This window comes from Streptomyces polyasparticus, assembly GCF_014493765.1.
Taxonomy (GTDB): domain Bacteria; phylum Actinomycetota; class Actinomycetes; order Streptomycetales; family Streptomycetaceae; genus Streptomyces; species Streptomyces polyasparticus.
The window spans coordinates 143154-158755 of the sequence record NZ_JACTVJ010000013.1 but is presented as its reverse complement, the minus strand read 5'-3'; the positions used below and the strand labels follow the sequence as shown (position 1 = coordinate 158755).

12 protein-coding genes are annotated in these 15602 nt (G+C 70.8%); 6 read left to right on the top strand and 6 right to left on the bottom strand.

The features are described 5' to 3' along the window. Positions 1-6: 6 nt before the first annotated feature. The gene (locus H9Y04_RS27005) at positions 7-1074 is read right to left on the bottom strand and encodes a M4 family metallopeptidase (RefSeq protein WP_187816645.1); all 1068 of its coding nucleotides are present in this window, start codon (positions 1072-1074) and stop codon (positions 7-9) included. A 338-nt stretch (positions 1075-1412) separates the two neighbouring features. Between H9Y04_RS27005 and leuA the strand changes: the two genes are divergently transcribed. The 6 genes from leuA (at position 1413) to H9Y04_RS26975 (ending at position 9664) form a co-directional block, all read left to right on the top strand. Then, the gene (gene leuA / locus H9Y04_RS27000) at positions 1413-3173 is read left to right on the top strand and encodes a 2-isopropylmalate synthase (protein ID WP_187816644.1); all 1761 of its coding nucleotides are present in this window, start codon (positions 1413-1415) and stop codon (positions 3171-3173) included. Positions 3174-3301: 128 nt separating this feature from the next. Beyond that, positions 3302-4063, top strand: a complete 762-nt coding sequence (locus tag H9Y04_RS26995) for a tellurite resistance TerB family protein (protein WP_187816643.1) — start codon at positions 3302-3304, stop codon at positions 4061-4063. Between the two features lie 190 nt (positions 4064-4253). Further along, positions 4254-6344 (top strand): MMPL family transporter, encoded by a 2091-nt coding sequence (locus tag H9Y04_RS26990; RefSeq protein WP_187816796.1) that lies wholly within the window; start codon positions 4254-4256, stop codon positions 6342-6344. 80 nt (positions 6345-6424) lie between these two features. Then, positions 6425-7663, top strand: a complete 1239-nt coding sequence (locus tag H9Y04_RS26985; RefSeq protein WP_236071480.1) for a sensor histidine kinase — start codon at positions 6425-6427, stop codon at positions 7661-7663. After that, positions 7660-8328, top strand: a complete 669-nt coding sequence (locus tag H9Y04_RS26980) for a response regulator (RefSeq protein ID WP_187816641.1) — start codon at positions 7660-7662, stop codon at positions 8326-8328. The genes H9Y04_RS26985 and H9Y04_RS26980 overlap by 4 nt, the downstream gene beginning before the upstream one ends. Positions 8329-8437: 109 nt before the next feature. Continuing rightward, positions 8438-9664 (top strand): sialidase family protein, encoded by a 1227-nt coding sequence (locus H9Y04_RS26975; protein ID WP_187816640.1) that lies wholly within the window; start codon positions 8438-8440, stop codon positions 9662-9664. A 55-nt stretch (positions 9665-9719) separates the two neighbouring features. Here H9Y04_RS26975 and H9Y04_RS26970 read toward each other — a convergent pair whose 3' ends face one another. The 5 genes from H9Y04_RS26970 to H9Y04_RS26950 all read right to left on the bottom strand — a co-directional run bounded on the left by H9Y04_RS26970 (position 9720) and on the right by H9Y04_RS26950 (position 15577). Beyond that, entirely contained in the window at positions 9720-10337 is a 618-nt protein-coding gene (locus H9Y04_RS26970) for a hypothetical protein (RefSeq protein ID WP_187816639.1), read from the bottom strand. 179 nt (positions 10338-10516) lie between these two features. Beyond that, complete coding sequence (locus H9Y04_RS26965) at positions 10517-11443, bottom strand: dihydrodipicolinate synthase family protein (protein WP_187816638.1); 927 nt, start codon at positions 11441-11443, stop codon at positions 10517-10519. Then, positions 11440-12495 carry an oligopeptide/dipeptide ABC transporter ATP-binding protein gene (locus H9Y04_RS26960; RefSeq protein ID WP_187816795.1) on the bottom strand — a complete coding sequence of 352 codons (1056 nt, stop codon included), beginning with the start codon at positions 12493-12495 and terminating at the stop codon, positions 11440-11442. Before H9Y04_RS26960 ends, H9Y04_RS26965 begins: the two co-directional genes overlap by 4 nt. 53 nt (positions 12496-12548) lie before the next feature. Continuing rightward, a complete protein-coding gene (locus tag H9Y04_RS26955) occupies positions 12549-14618 on the bottom strand; it encodes a dipeptide/oligopeptide/nickel ABC transporter permease/ATP-binding protein (RefSeq protein WP_187816637.1) in 2070 nt (689 codons plus the stop codon). Beyond that, positions 14618-15577, bottom strand: a complete 960-nt coding sequence (locus H9Y04_RS26950) for an ABC transporter permease (RefSeq protein ID WP_187816636.1) — start codon at positions 15575-15577, stop codon at positions 14618-14620. The genes H9Y04_RS26955 and H9Y04_RS26950 overlap by 1 nt, the downstream gene beginning before the upstream one ends. Between the last annotated feature and the right edge of the window lie 25 nt (positions 15578-15602).

Below are 15602 nucleotides of genomic sequence, written 5' to 3'. Positions count from 1 at the left end.
AGCCGCTCACGACGAGGCGACGCCCACCTGGGACCAGGCCTTGACGACCGCCTGGTGCTCCTCGCCCTCGCCGTAACGCGAGGCGGCGGCCGCCACCGAAGCCTTGGCGAAGGCCTCGAAGTCCGCGTCGATCTCCAGGCCGCCCGCGGTGAGCGTGTCGTACCAGATCTGGCCGGCGCGCTCCCACGCGTTGCCGCCGAGTGCCTCCGCCACCAGGTAGAACGCGTGGTTGGGAATGCCCGAGTTGATGTGCACGCCGCCGTTGTCCCGGCCGGTGCGCACATAGCCGTCCATCGTGGCCGGCTGCGGGTCCTTGCCGAGCACGTCGTCGTCGTACGCCGAGCCCGGCTCCTTCATCGAGCGCAGCGCCTTGCCCGTGACACGCGGTGCGAGCAGGCCCGCGCCGATCAGCCAGTCGGCCTGGTCGGCGCTCTGGCCGAGCGTGTACTGCTTGATCAGCGAGCCGAACACGTCGGACATCGACTCGTTGAGCGCGCCGGGCTGGCCGAAGTACGAGAAGTTCGCGGTGTACTGCGTGACGCCGTGCGCCAGTTCATGGCCGATGACGTCCACGGGGATCGTGAAGTCGAGGAAGATCTCGCCGTCCCCGTCGCCGAACACCATCTGCTCGCCGTTCCAGAAGGCGTTCCCGTAGTCCTCGCCGAAGTGCACGGTGGCGATCAGCGGGAGGCCCTGGCCGTCGATGGAGTTGCGCCCGAAGGCCTTCAGGAGGAGCTCGAAGGTCGCGCCCAGTCCCGCGTACGCGCGGTTGACCGTGGCGTCCTTGCCGGGCTTGTCGCCCTCGCCCCTGACCTTCTTGCCGGGCAGATCCTGCTTGTGCTTGGCGTCGTGGATGGTGCGCTGCGGCTTCTCCGCGTCGGGCGCGGGGCTCACGGAGGGCGCGCCGATGACCGTGGTCAGCCGGCGGGAGGTGCGCTGCGCGGCGTCCGCGACGAGCGTCCTGCGGGCGGCTGCGGACAGCTGCGGATCCCCTGACCTGGCGAGCTTGTCCAGGACATGGGGCGGCACGATGGTGCAGAAGACAGGCTCGAAGCCTGGTCGGTGAGTGGCCATGGCGGCACAGTGGCACTGCGTCACCTACCTGTCACTAGGTGCAACCATGATCGGTGAACGGGATTCGCGCGATGGAGGGAAGACCGGCCAAACCGAGGGATTCGTCACCTCTGGTCCGATACGTCTTCGATGGGTACTCCCGGTCCCGCATACTGAAACAGTCCCGCGCCCGGCGTGTGCCTCGGCTACGCTGCTCGGCATCATGCGTTTCGGGCTGCTTCTCCTTAGCTGCCGCGGCGAGGGCCTGTAAGACGTAGGCCGACCCCCTCCCCGCGGAGTTTGGTGTTGCGCTACGACCCGTCGGCCGCCACGAGCGGACCAATGAGGAGCCCTACGCAATGACTGCATTCGCAGGCAATGAGACGCCCATCACCAACGCGACGCACGACCAGAAGCCCTCTGGCATGCCGATCCACAAGTACGGCCAGTACGAGCAGGTCGACATCCCGGACCGCACATGGCCGTCCCGGCGCATCACGAAGGCGCCCCGCTGGCTCTCCACGGATCTGCGCGACGGCAACCAGGCACTGATCGACCCGATGTCGCCCGAGCGCAAGCGCCGGATGTTCGACCAGCTGGTCAAGATGGGCTACAAGGAGATCGAGGTCGGCTTCCCTGCCTCGGGCCAGACCGACTTCGACTTCGTACGGTCGATCATCGAGGAGCCGGGCGCGATCCCGGACGACGTCACGATCTCCGTACTGACGCAGGCCCGTGAGGATCTGATCGAGCGGACCGTGGAGTCCCTGAAGGGTGCCAAGCGCGCGACGCTGCACCTGTACAACGCGACCGCGCCGGTCTTCCGCCGGGTCGTCTTCCGCGGCTCGAAGGAAGACATCAAGCAGATCGCCGTGGACGGCACGCGGCTGGTGATGGAGTACGCCGAGAAGCTGCTCGACGAGCGCACCACCTTCGGCTACCAGTACAGCCCGGAGATCTTCACCGACACCGAGCTGGACTTCGCCCTGGAGGTCTGCGAAGCCGTATGCGACGTATGGCAGCCGGGTCCGGGCCGCGAGATCATCCTCAACCTGCCTGCCACCGTTGAGCGTTCGACCCCCTCCACGCACGCGGACCGCTTCGAGTGGATGGGCCGCAATCTGTCCCGCCGCGAGTACGTCTGCCTGTCGGTGCACCCGCACAACGACCGCGGCACCGCCGTCGCCGCCGCGGAACTGGCGGTCATGGCCGGCGCCGACCGCGTCGAGGGCTGCCTGTTCGGGCAGGGCGAGCGCACCGGCAACGTCGACCTGGTGACGCTGGGCATGAACCTGTTCTCGCAGGGCGTCGACCCCGAGATCGACTTCTCCGACATCGACGAGATCCGTCGTACGTGGGAGTACTGCAACCAGATGGAGGTCCACCCCCGCCACCCGTACGTGGGCGACCTGGTCTACACGTCCTTCTCCGGCTCCCACCAGGACGCCATCAAGAAGGGCTTCGACGCCATGGAGGCCGACGCGGCCGCGAAGGGCGTCACGGTCGACGACATCGAGTGGGCCGTGCCGTATCTGCCGATCGACCCGAAGGACGTGGGCCGTTCCTACGAGGCGGTCATCCGGGTCAACTCGCAGTCGGGCAAGGGCGGTATCGCCTATGTCCTGAAGAACGACCACAAGCTGGATCTGCCGCGCCGTATGCAGATCGAGTTCTCGAAGCTGATTCAGGCCAAGACGGACGCCGAGGGCGGCGAGGTCACGCCGGCCGACATCTGGGCCACGTTCCGCGACGAGTACCTGCCCAACCCGCAGAACCCGTGGGGCCGTATCCAGGTGCGCAACGGGCAGTCCACGACCGACCGCGACGGCATCGACACGCTCACCGTCGAGGCCGAGGTGGACGGCGTGGAGACCACGCTGGTGGGCACCGGCAACGGTCCGATCTCCGCGTTCTTCCACGCGCTGCAGGGCATCGGCATCGACGCCCGTCTGCTGGACTACTCCGAGCACACGATGAGCGAGGGCGCCTCCGCGCAGGCCGCCTCGTACATCGAGTGCGCGATCGGCGACAAGGTCCTGTGGGGCATCGGCATCGACGCCAACACCACGCGCGCCTCGCTGAAGGCGGTCGTCTCGGCCGTCAACCGCGCCTCGCGCTGACCCCCTTCCGCACGGCTTCACCGGGGCCCCGTCCGCTTCTCGGCGGCCGGGGCCCCGCCCTCTTTCCGTACGTGCGTACGCACGGTCTTGGCCAATGTGGCGTCACAGGTGCTGACGGGCAATCACTGATGTGGCTAACATCACGCCAACGCGGCAGCGTTGCCGAAGCGTTACGGAGGTGTGGCGTGCGGACCAGTGGACGAATTGGTCGAAACCCCGGCGTACTGGGACGCATCTGCGGTGTCCGTACCGCGTGGAACACCATCGGTGACGGGGAGTTCTTCTGCCCGGGGTGCGGGGGAGACCGCAACTACCGGCGCAGGACCGGCCGTCGGCGTTTCACGGTGCTCGGTGTGCCGCTGCTGCCGCGCGGCGAGGCGGGGCCCGTCGTCGAATGCGCCTCGTGCCGTGAGCACTTCGGCTGCGATGTGCTCGACCACCCGACCACGCTCAAGTTCTCCGCGATGCTGCGGGACGCGGTGCACACGGTGGCGCTCGCGGTGCTCGCGGCGGGCGGTACCTCCTCTCGTACGGTGCTTTCGCGTGCGGTCGGTGCGGTGCGGTCGGCGGGGTTCGACGACTGCACGGAGGACCAGCTGACGACGCTGGTCGCGGCGCTGGCGGAGGACACCGGGCGGCTGCCGGGCGGTCCTTGCGACCCCTCGGGGGTCACGCTCGCGATCGAACTCCACGAGGCGCTGGATCCGTTGGCGCCGCATCTGGCCGCGCCCGGGCGGGAGTCGATCCTTCTGCAGGCGGCGCGGATCGCCCTGGCGGACGGCCCGTACACGCCGGCCGAGCGCGAGGTGCTCGCCACGGTGGGATCGGCCCTCACGATGGAGGCCGACGACGTCACCCGCCTCCTGGCGGCTGCGCGCACGCCCTCGTAGGCCGCGTACTCCCGGGACGACGCACCGCGTACTCCCGGGACGACGCACCGCGTACTCCCGCGGGAGTAACCGCCCCCGCATGCCGCCCGTAGCAGTACCTCCCAACTCGCCCCCACGTCCGACGCAAGCCCTCCCGTCCGCCGGGAGTCTGGTGAGCGTCAAGGACAGCGGACGCAGGGAGGGACTCGCCATGGCGGGGAAGACGCAGGGCAGGAGCCGGAGGCGGGCGGTGCCATGGGTGGTGCTCGGGCTGTGGGTGGCGATCATGGCGCTCGCGATGCCGTTCGCCGGGAAGACCGGGGACGTGCAGCAGGACCGGGCCGTCGACTACCTGCCGGCCAGCGCCGACTCCACCCGAGTCGCCAAGATCCAGGAGCAGATGCCGGGCGGTGAAGCCACCGAGCTGGTGCTCGCCTACCACCGCGACGGCGGGCTGACCGCGGCGGACAAGGCTACCGCGCAGGCGCAGGTCGAGGAGATCGCCGCACAGCACAAACTGACCGGCACACCCGAAGCCGTGCCCGCGAAGGGCGGCGACACTCTGTTCTATCCGGTGGCGAGCAACGAGCCCGGCACGGACGAGAAGCTGCGCGACGCCTTCGTCGCCTCCGTACGTGAAGTGGCAGACGGCGAGGGCGGGTTGAGCGTCGACGTCGGCGGGTCGGGGGCCTACGCCGCCGACGCCTCCGAGGTGTTCAACTCACTAGACGGCCCGCTGCTCTACACGACCGTCGCCGTCGTGGCGATCCTGCTCATCCTGATCTACCGCAGCCCGTTCCTGTGGCTGGTCCCGCTGATCGTCGCGGGCGTCGCCGACGCGCTGTCCCTGGCCGTCACGTACGGACTGCACCAGGCCTTCGACATCACCGTCAGCGGGCAGTCCACCGGCATCATGACGGTGCTCGTGTTCGGCGCGGGAACGGACTACGCGCTGCTCCTCATCGCCCGCTACCGGGAGGAACTGCGCGTCACGGAACGCCCGTTGGACGCGATGGCCACCGCCCTGCGCGGCTGCGGGCCCGCGATCCTCGCCTCCTCGGGAACGGTCGCCGTGGGCATGCTCTGCCTGCTCGCCGCCGACCTCAACTCCAGCAGCGGCATGGGCCCGACGGCCGCCGTGGGTGTGCTGTGCGCCCTCGTCGCCATGATCACCCTGCTTCCCGCGCTGCTCGTCCTCTTCGGCCGCCGCGTCTTCTGGCCGCTGATCCCGGCCTTCGGCTCGCAGCCCAAGCAGCGCCGTTCGCTCTTCGGCGCGATGGGCTCCTCGGTGCAGCGCAGGCCGCTCGCCGTGCTCGCCACCTCCGCCGCCGTGCTCGGCGCCCTCGCGCTCGGCGCGTTCAACCTCAGCGGCAGCGTCAAGCAGGAGGACTCCTTCACCAAGACCCCCGAGGCCGTACGGGCGATGACCACCCTCGCCGAGGCCTTCCCCGAGCGTTCCGCGCAGCCGATCACGGTCCTCGCACCGGCCGGCGAGGCCGCCCAAGTCCTCGCCGAGGCACGGCAGATCAAGGGTGTGGCCGCCGTGGAACAGGGCCGCAGCAGCGATACGTGGACGGAGCTCGCGGTGATCGCGAAGGCGCCGCCCCAGTCGGCCGGCGAGACCGCCACCATCGAGGAGCTGCGCGACAAGCTGGAAACCAGCCTCGTCGGCGGCGTCAGCGCCCAGCAGCTCGACCTGTCCGACACCAGCGCACGGGACACCACCGTCGTCGTCCCGATCGTGCTGATCTCCGTACTCCTCATCCTGATCGTGCTGCTCCGCTCCCTGGTGGCCCCGCTGCTGCTCACCGCCGCGGTGGTCGCGGTGTGGGGCGCCGCGCTCGGCATCGGCGGTCTGGTCTTCGAGCCGGTCTTCGGATTCGAGGGCTCCGACCCCGGACTGCCGCTGCTCTCCTTCGTGTTCCTCGTCGCACTCGGCGTCGACTACGGCATCTTCCTGATGCACCGGATGCGCGAAGAGGCGCTCAAGGGCCAGGACACCCCGACGGCCGCCCTCACTGCCCTCCGTACGACCGGAGCGGTGATCGCCTCCGCGGGCCTGGTGCTCGCGGCGACCTTCGGGGTCCTGATGAACATGCCGCTCGTCCAGCTCGTCGAGATGGGCTTCGTGATCGCGGTCGGCGTGCTGCTCGACACCTTCCTCGTCCGGACCTACCTCGTGACCTCGGCGAGCATGGCGCTCGGCCGGAAGGTCTGGTGGCCGGGGCCGCTGTCGAAGCGGCCCGAGACGGGCGGCGGCGCACTGCCCGACCGGGACCGCGAACCGGCGGTGCTGCACTGAGCAGGGCCAGGCCGAACCTCCGGGGGTCCGACCCCCGGAGGTTCGGCCGCAGGCCGGCATCCGACACTATGGACCCCGTGATGGCCAAGGGGGAACGTTACGGCGGCGGCAAGCAGCCCACCGGCCGTGACTGGTTGTTCGCGGCGGCGGTCGGACTCGCCTCGATTCCGCTCGGCTTCGTGGGCAAGGGCACCGACGCGCACACGCCGGACGTGCTCGGCTGGACGCTGTTCGCCCTGTCCGCGCTGACGCTGGTCTGGCGGCGGCAGTACCCGATGGGCGTGCTGGTCGCGCTCATCTTCGTCGAGGGCACCTACCACCGCCTGGACAACGCGCACTCCGCGCTGATCCCGGTGACGATGGTCGCCATCTACTCGCTCGCGGTGGCCGGCCCGCGCCGCCGCACCGCGACCGTGATCCCGACCCTGCTCGGGCTGAGCGTGATCATGCTGCTCTCGATCAACCCGCACGAGGGCATGGAGCTGCTGCGCATCTCCGGCTGGATCATGGCGTGCGCCGTCGCGGGCGAAGCGGTCCGCGTCCACCGCAACTACATCGCGTCCATCGTCGAACGGGCCGAACGCGCCGAACGCACCCGCGAGGAGGAGGCCGCCCGCAGAGTCGCCGAGGAGCGGCTGCGGATCGCCCGCGATCTGCACGACATCCTCGCGCACTCCATCACCCTCATCGGCGTGCAGACCTCGGTCGCCTCGCACGTCCTGACCGTCGACCCCGAGCGCCTCGACCGTACGGCGATCTCCAAGGCGCTCGACGACATCTCCGAGACCTGCCGTACGGCCCGCGGCGAGCTGCGCTCCACGCTCGAAGTGCTGCGGGCGGCCGAACAGCCCGACGGGCGCGGCCCGTTGCCGGGACTCGGCGGCCTCGCGGACCTGGTCGAATCGGCCCGTACGGCGGGCGCGAAGGTGACCCTGGACGTCACGGTCGGCGAGGTGCCGGCCGCGGTCGGCGCGGCCGTCTACCGGATCGTGCAGGAGGCGCTCACCAATGCCGTACGGCATGCGGGTGCGGGAGTGAAGGTGGCGGTGCGGGTGCGGCCCGAGGGCGGCTGGGGGCTGCGGGTGAGCGTCGAGGACGAGGGCCCCGAAGGGGCCGCGCCGGTGAGCACCGGCACACCCGGATACGGTCTGGTCGGCATGCGGGAGCGGGTCCGCAGCGTGGGCGGCACGCTGGACGCGGCACCGCGTGCGGCGGGCGGGTTCGCGGTGACGGCGGTGCTGCCGCTGCGTCTTGCGGGCGCGCCGGGGGATGCGGAGACCGCTGCGGGCTCCGCCATGGAGGAGGGGAACAAGCGATGACCATCCGCGTCCTGCTCGCGGACGACCAGCGCCTGGTGCGCGCGGCGTTCGCGATGCTCGTCGAGTCGGCCATGGACATGGAGGTCGTCGGCCAGGCGGGCACCGGCCGCGAGGCCGTCGAACTGGCCCGCAGCGAAAGGGCCGACCTGGTGGTCATGGACATCCGCATGCCCGATCTCGACGGCATCGAGGCCACCCGTCTGATCGCCGCCGACGAGGACCTCGCGGGTGTCAAGGTCCTGGTCCTCACCACGTACGACACGGACGAGCATGTCCTCGAGGCGCTGCGCGCGGGCGCCTCCGGCTTCCTCGTCAAGGACACCAAGCCCGGAGAGCTCCTGGACGCCATCCGCACGGTGGCGGCCGGCGAGTCCCTGCTCTCGCCGGGCCCGACCTCCCGCCTGATCGCCCGCGTCCTGCGCGCCCCGGCCACCCCGCGCAGCGGTGGCCCCGAAGGGCTCTCGGACCGCGAGCGCGAGGTGCTCACCCTGGTCGCCCGCGGCCTCAACAACACCGAGATCGCCGAGTCGTTGGGCCTCAGCCCGCTCACGGCCAAGACCCACGTCAGCCGCATCATGGGCAAGCTGGGCGTCCGAGACCGGGCTCAACTGGTCATTTGTGCCTACGAGTCGGGGTTGGTGGCGCCGGGGGACACCGGGGTCTGACCGCTTCCGTCCCGGAACGCTCCAAGGTATTGCCGTACCTCCTGCGGCCCATTACGTTCACGCGAGACATCGAACGTCCTACGTCCTACGTTCTGTACGAAGGAGCACGATGACTTCGCTGTGGAAACACTTGCCGGGGAAGCGCACCAGACCCCTGTGGGCGGGCGCCCTCGTCACGTCCGCCCTCGCCGCACTGCTGCTGCCCGGGGGCCCGGCCGCCGCGGCGGCCCCGTGCACCGGCTCCGTCCCGTACACCTCGGGCGAGGGCGGCTACGCCACGTACCGCATCCCGGCCGTCGTCGAGACCCGCGCCGGAACCCTGCTCGCGTTCGCCGAAGGGAGGGTGGGCGGTGCGGGGGACACCGGGAACATCGACGTGGTCGTCAAGCGGTCCCGCGACGGCGGCTGCACCTGGAGCGATCTGAGCGTCGTCGCGGCCGGCGGCGGCGACACCCGGGGCAATCCGGCCCCCGTGGTCGACCCGCGCACCGGCCGGATCGTGCTGCTCACCTCGTACAACAGCGGGAAGGTCACCGAGGCCCAGATCATGCGGGGCGAGGCGACGCCCGAGCAGAGCCGCCGGGTCTTCGTGCAGACCAGCCGCGACGACGGTCGCACCTTCAGCACGCCGCGCGACATCACCGGGGCCACGAAGCACGCGGACTGGCGCTGGTACGCCACCGGTCCCGGCCATGCCGTCGCCCTGACCCGCGGTCCGTACGCGGGACGGCTGGTCGTCCCCTCGAACCACTCCGTCGCGCCGCCCGCCGGGTCCGCCGACACCGGGGCCGAGGCCAAGTACTACGGGGCGCACGCGCTCTACAGCGACGACGGCGGGCAGACCTGGCGGATCGGCTTCGTCGACGACTCGTACGACGGGGTTGACAACTCCAACGAGTCCCTCGCCGCCGAACTCCCCGACGGAAGGCTCTACTTCAGCTCGCGCGACCAGAACGGCACGAGCGTCGGCAACCGCCTCGACAGCTACTCGCGCGACGGCGGCCGCACACTGACCCGGCCGTACGCCGTGCAGCCCACGCTGAACGACGTGCCGGTGGTGCAGGCGAGTGTGCTCCAACTGGCGGGAAAGGGCGCCCCGTTGCTGTTCTCGGGTCCGTCCGTGCCGACCGCGCGGCAGGCGATGGCCGTCTGGGCGAGCGGGGACCGCGGCGCCACCTTCACCAAGGTCCTCACGCTGTCCCAGGACAGGGCCGCCTACTCGGATCTCGTACAGGTCGACGAGCGCACGGTGGGTCTCCTGTACGAGACCGGGGTGGCCGGAACGTACGAGAAGATCGCGTTCCGGCGGATCCCGGCGAACGTGCTCGCTCCGTAGCGTGAGTTGCCCGGCTGGGGGCCCGCGACCGGGCCCCCAGCCGGATGCGAGCCCTCTACCAGGTGCCGCGCCTGCGCCCGTACGCGAAGCAGACCGCCGCAAGCAGCGGACCCCACAGCAGGAGCGGGAGGTAGGTGGCGTGGAAGAAGGCGAGTTCCCAGCCGTGCAGCGCCACCGTGGGGGAATCGGCGGGCAGCGGCCTGCCCTGGAGCGTGACACCGGACAGCTCGGTGACGAAGGCGGCGGTCCACAGAGCGGTCAGGACCACGGCACCGAGCGCGGCGGGCACGAGCGCGGCGAGAGGCGGCACCCGGCGGCCGCCGAGCAGCGGGATCCAGCGCGGCACTACCTCGCCCCAGGCGGCGATCAGCCCTACGGCGGTGAAGGCGAGCAGCTCGGAGAGGACCGACAGGGCGACGATGTACACCGGCCCGGGCAGCCAGTCGGGCAGCTGGCCCCGCCCGTGCGTGGCCTCGTCGCCGACATGGAAGACGACGGTCAGGATCCGCCAGGCGCCGGAGGGGAGCACGGTGAAGGGGATGGCGTACGCCGCGATCCGTGCCCACCTGGGGACACCCGGCACCGGGGTGTGGGCCCGCTTCCAGGCGGCACGCATCCGCCCGGACGGGGTGGGTGCGGTGGCTGCGCCGGCAGGGTCGGCGGTGACCGTCATGCGTGCTCCTCGGGCCGTGGGCTGTTGCTTGCCCGAGCGCTGTCAGTCGTCTGCCCGGGCGGTATCAACTGTCACAGCCGTGCGCGCCCGGGACGTCGCCCAGCAGACGGAACCCGGATCGGCTCCAGGAGGGAGGGCGTCGCCGGGTCCGTGAGCCCGCAGGATGAGTGCGCCCTGCCCTACAGGAGCCCGGCCGCCGCCAGGTACTTCCCCACCCGCTCCACCTCCGAAGGCGACAGCGGTACCTGAGGAACCGCCGTCGCCGCACAGGAGATGACGCCGCGCAGCTGCAGCGCCGCCTTGAAGGCGCCGAGTGCCGAGGACGAGCGGCCCATGCGGGCCGGGTCCCCGGCCTCGACCATGCCGAACAGGGCGCACAGGCGCTCCTGTTCGGCAAGCGCCCGCTTCCAGTCGCCCTCGAGGGCCGCGCGGTACAGGCGTACGTAACCGGCCGGGTCCACGTTGCCGAGACCGGGGACCACACCGTGCGCCCCCATCGCGAGCGCCGAGTCGACGGTGAGCTCCGAGCCGGTCAGGACCGAGAAGGAGGGCATCGAGCGGGTGCCCATGAGGGAGGCGCGGAAGGCGCCCTCGTCGCCGCTGGAGTCCTTCAGGCCCGCGATCACGCCGTCCGAGGCGAGCTCGACGATCAGGTCCGGGTCGAGCTTCAACGGGACCGACGCCGGCTGGTCGTAGGCGAACACCGGGACGGCGGAGTGCGCCGCGACCTCGCGGAAGTGGCGGGAGATCTCCGCCGGATGCGTACGGGTGTAGAAGGGCGCCGTCACCACGACGGCATCCGCGCCCGCCGCCGTCACCGCGTCCACATGGTCGTGCACGCGCAGCGTCGTCATGTCGATCGCGCCTGCCAGGATGGGCAGTTGGCCGGCGACATGGCGTACGACCGTCTCGACCACGAGACGGCGGTGGCGGTCGGGGAGATACGCGGCCTCGGAGGACGAGCCGAGCACGAACAGGGCGTCGACCCCGGCCGACACCAGATGGTCCACGAGACGGGTGAGCGAGGCCGTGTCCACCTCGTTGTCCGGTGTCAGGGGGGTGCAGACGGGCGGTACGACACCGGTCAGCGGGGCGGGGAGCGTCATCGAGTCTCCTTCACGGCCGTGGCGGCGGCCGGGTCTTCGGTGGTGACAGGCGCGGCCGTGGCGGCGGCCTGGTGGACGAGGTCGTGGGTCGACTGGGCGCCGTCCACGGGGTGGTGGCAGCGGTAGCGGTGCCCGGCGGTCGTGGACTCGGCGAGCCCGGGCATCGTCCCGGCGCACACGTCGTCGGCCTTCCAGCAGCGCGTACGGAACGGGCAGCCGGACGGCGGACGCGTGGCGGACGGCACCGGGCCGACCAGCGGGATGGGGTCGATGGGCGCGAGCAGACCGGGCGTGGCCGAGAACAGTGCGCGTGTGTACGGGTGGCGCGCGGCGTCGAGCACCTCGTCGGCCGGGGACTCCTCGACGATCCGGCCGAGATACATGGTGATCACGCGGTCGCTCATCCGCCGGACCGTCTGGATGTCGTGCGAGACGAACACGAGGGCGAGGCCCAGGCGTTCCTTCAGGTCGAGAAGGAGGTTGAGGATCTGGGCGCGGACCGAGACGTCGAGCGCGCTGGTCGGCTCGTCGGCCACCACGAGGTCGGGTTCGAGCGCGAGTGCACGGGCGATCGCCACGCGCTGGCGCTGGCCGCCGGAGAGCTGGCCCGGCAGCCCGTCGGCGAGCACCTTGGGCAGTCCGACCAGGCTCATCAACTCCCGTACGCGCTCCTCCCGTTGGGCCGGGGAGCCGCGCCGGTGCACGTCGAGCGGGTCGCGCAGGATCTGGCGGACGGTGAGGCGGCGGTTCAGGGCCGTGGACGGATCCTGGAAGATCATCGCCGTATGCGTGCCGATCGCGGCGCGCCGTTCGGCGGGCTTCATCGTCCACAGGTCGCGGCCGCGGAAGGCGACCGTGCCCGCGGTCGGCCGCTGCACTCCGACGAGGACCTTCGCCAGGGTGGACTTCCCGCAGCCGGACTCGCCCACGACGCCCACCGTCTCACCCGGCGCGATCGTGAGATCCGCGCCGGTCAGGGCGTAGACGCGGTCGCGCTTCAGGACGCCTCCCGAGCGCGCCTTGTGCACCACATGCGCGTCGGTCAGCGAGATCAGCGGTTCGCCGGCTTCCGCTTCGATCCTACTCAACTGCTCGGTGGTGCCCGTCACTTGACGGCCTCGCTTTCCTCGGCTGCTTCCTCGGCTGTCTTCTCGGCTGTACGGGCCTTCGGCACGGTGAGCGGTACCGCCGGATGGTGGCAGGCGGCCTCGTGCGCCCGGCTCGCCCCGGTGAGCCCGGGTGCGGTCGTACGGCAGAGCTCGCTCGCCAGCGGACAGCGGTCGGCGAACCGGCAGCCGGCCGGGAAGTCGGCGGGGGAGGGCACCACACCCTTGATCTGCGTGAGCCGTTCCGCCGAGGCCTCCAGCGAGAGCACCGACCCGAGCAGCCCCCGCGTGTAGTGGTGCGAGGGAGCCTCCACGAGATCGGCGGTGACACCGGACTCGACGATCTGCCCGCCGTACATCACCACCACCCGGTCGGTGACATCGGCGACCAGCGCCAGATCGTGCGAGACGAGGATCAGCGCGAAACCCAGCTCCTCGCGCAGGCGAAGGAGCAGCTGGATGACCTGCGCCTGCACGGTGACGTCGAGCGCGGTGGTCGGCTCGTCGGCCACGATCAGCTTCGGATTGCGGGACAGGGCCATCGCGATGAGGACGCGCTGGCGCTGGCCGCCGGAGAGCTCGTGCGGGTAGCTGCGCAGGGTGCGCTCGGGATCGAGGCCCACCAGCTTCAGGAGCTCCTCGGACGTGCGGGCCCCTCCCCGCCGTACGACCTGCTTGAGCTGGGCGCGGATCGTCATGGCCGGGTTCAGGGACGACAGCGCGTCCTGGTAGATCATCGCCATGTCGTGTCCGAGTAGCCGCCGGCGGGCACGCATCGGCAGACCGGTCAGCTCCTGCCCGTCGAAGGTCACCGAGCCGCGGATACGCGCACCCTTGGGCTCGAGCCCCATCACGGTCAGCGCGGTCAGCGACTTGCCGCAGCCCGACTCGCCCACGAGACCGAGGACTTCACCCGGCCGCATTTCGAAGCTGATGCCGTCGACGATGTCGATGCCGCCGTGGCGCTCCTCGAAGCCGATGGCCAACTCGCGTACGGACAGGACGGGTTCACCCTCCGGCAGTGGCCGGGCGCGGGCGCGCAGGCGGGCCGCCGCCTCGGTGAGGCCCGGCAGCTCCAGGATCTCGCCGGTGCCGGCCTCGGGGGCCTCCAGGGCGTCCTCGGTCCGTGCCTTCTTCGTCGGTACGTCACGGGCCGCGGGCGCCGCCCAGGCGTCGGAGACGCCCTCGGACAGGATGTTCAGGGCCAGGACGGTGATCACCATCAGGAGGCCGGGGAACCAGGTGGCCCACCAGCCGTCGATCAGGACCAGGGCCTTGCCGTCGGCGATGACATTGCCCCAGGACGGGTCCGGCGGCCGTACGCCCGCACCGATGAAGGACAGGGACGCCTCGAAGACCATGGCGTCGGCGACCTGCACCGTGCAGAACACCAGGATGGGCGCGGCACAGTTGACCGCCACATGCTTGGTGACGATGTGCCAGGTGCGGGCGCCGATGACGCGTTCGGCGGTGACGTAGTCCTCGCCGTACTGGTCCATCACATTCGCGCGGACGACCCGGGCGATCGGCGGGGTGTACAGGAACGCGATCGTGCAGATGAGGACCGGCACCCCGCCCTCGAACACCGCGATGAGCACGGCCGCGAGCGCGATACCGGGGAAGGCCATCACCACGTCGAGGCAGCGCATCAGGAACTCGTCGACGGCCTTGCGCGAGGTCGCCGCGACGGCCCCGATCAGCGCGCCGGCGACGAGGCCGAGCAGGGTCGCGCCGAGCCCGATCAGGAGCGACATCCGCGCTCCGTACATCAGCCGGCTGAGGATGTCGCGGCCGAGGTGGTCCTGGCCGAGCCAGTGCTCGCCGGAGGGTGCTCCGGTGCCGTCCACCCGGGGTGCCTGGTCGAGCGGGTCGTGCGGGGCGAGCAGCGGGGCGAACACCGCCATGAGGGCCACCGCGGCCAGGATGCCGACCGCGATCCGGGACCTGAGGGGCATCCGGCGCCAGCCGCGGAGCCGGACACCCGGGCGGGACAGGGCAGTTGTCAGACTCCGGCGCCGGGTCACGCCGAGCAGGCCCTTCTCCGGAGTCTGCGGCTGATCGGTCGGCATCAGGCAGCGCTCCTCAGACGGGGGTTCACCAGGAGATAGAGGATGTCGATCAGCAGATTGATCACCAGGAAGCCCACGGCCGCGGTGAGCACGGCGCCCTGGACGACGGCCGGATCGCCGTTCTTGACCGCGTCGATCATCAGGGTGCCCATGCCGGGCAGCTGGAAGATCTGCTCGGTGACCACCGCGCCGCCGAGCAGATACCCGACGCGCAGGCCGAGCACGGTCAGCGGATTGATCAGCGCGTTGCGCAGCACATTGCGGCCGACCACGACCACCGGTGGCAGCCCGCTGCCGATCGCCGTACGGACGTAGTCCTTGTCGAGTTCCTCGACCACGGCCGTACGGACGATACGGGTGAGCTGCGCGGCGATCGGCAGGGAGAGCGAAACGGCGGGCAGGGCCATGGTCCTGAGCCAGCCGCTGAAGGAGTCCGCCGGATTCACATAGCCGCCGGAGGGGAACCAGCCGAGCCCGTTGGCCAGGTACTGGATCATCAGGAGGGCCAGCCAGAACCCGGGCGCCGCCACCCCGATCAGGGAGATCACCCGGATCACCTGGTCGGGCATGCGGTCGCGGTAGATCGCGGCGGTGACGCCGAGCAGCAGACCCACGACGACGGCGATCGCGAGGCCCATGAACGTCAGCTGCAGGGTCAGCGGCAGCGCGGTGCCGATCTCGTCGAGCACCGGCGTCTGCCGCAGGGCGCTGGTGCCCATGTCGCCCTGGAGCAGATCCCCGACGAACGCCAGGTAGCGCACCGGCAGGGGATCGAGCAGCCCGTTCTCCTCGCGGAACTCCTGCAGTTGCTCCGGCGTGGGGTTCGCTCCCTGGAAGAACGCGGAGGCCGGATCGGCGTCCGAGAACTGCATCACCAGGAAGACGAACAGGATCACGCCCAGCAGCAGGGGCACGAGCAGGGCTGTGCGGCGGGCCAGAATCCTGGCGATCGCGGCCACGTATTGCTCCTCGTATTACGGTCGG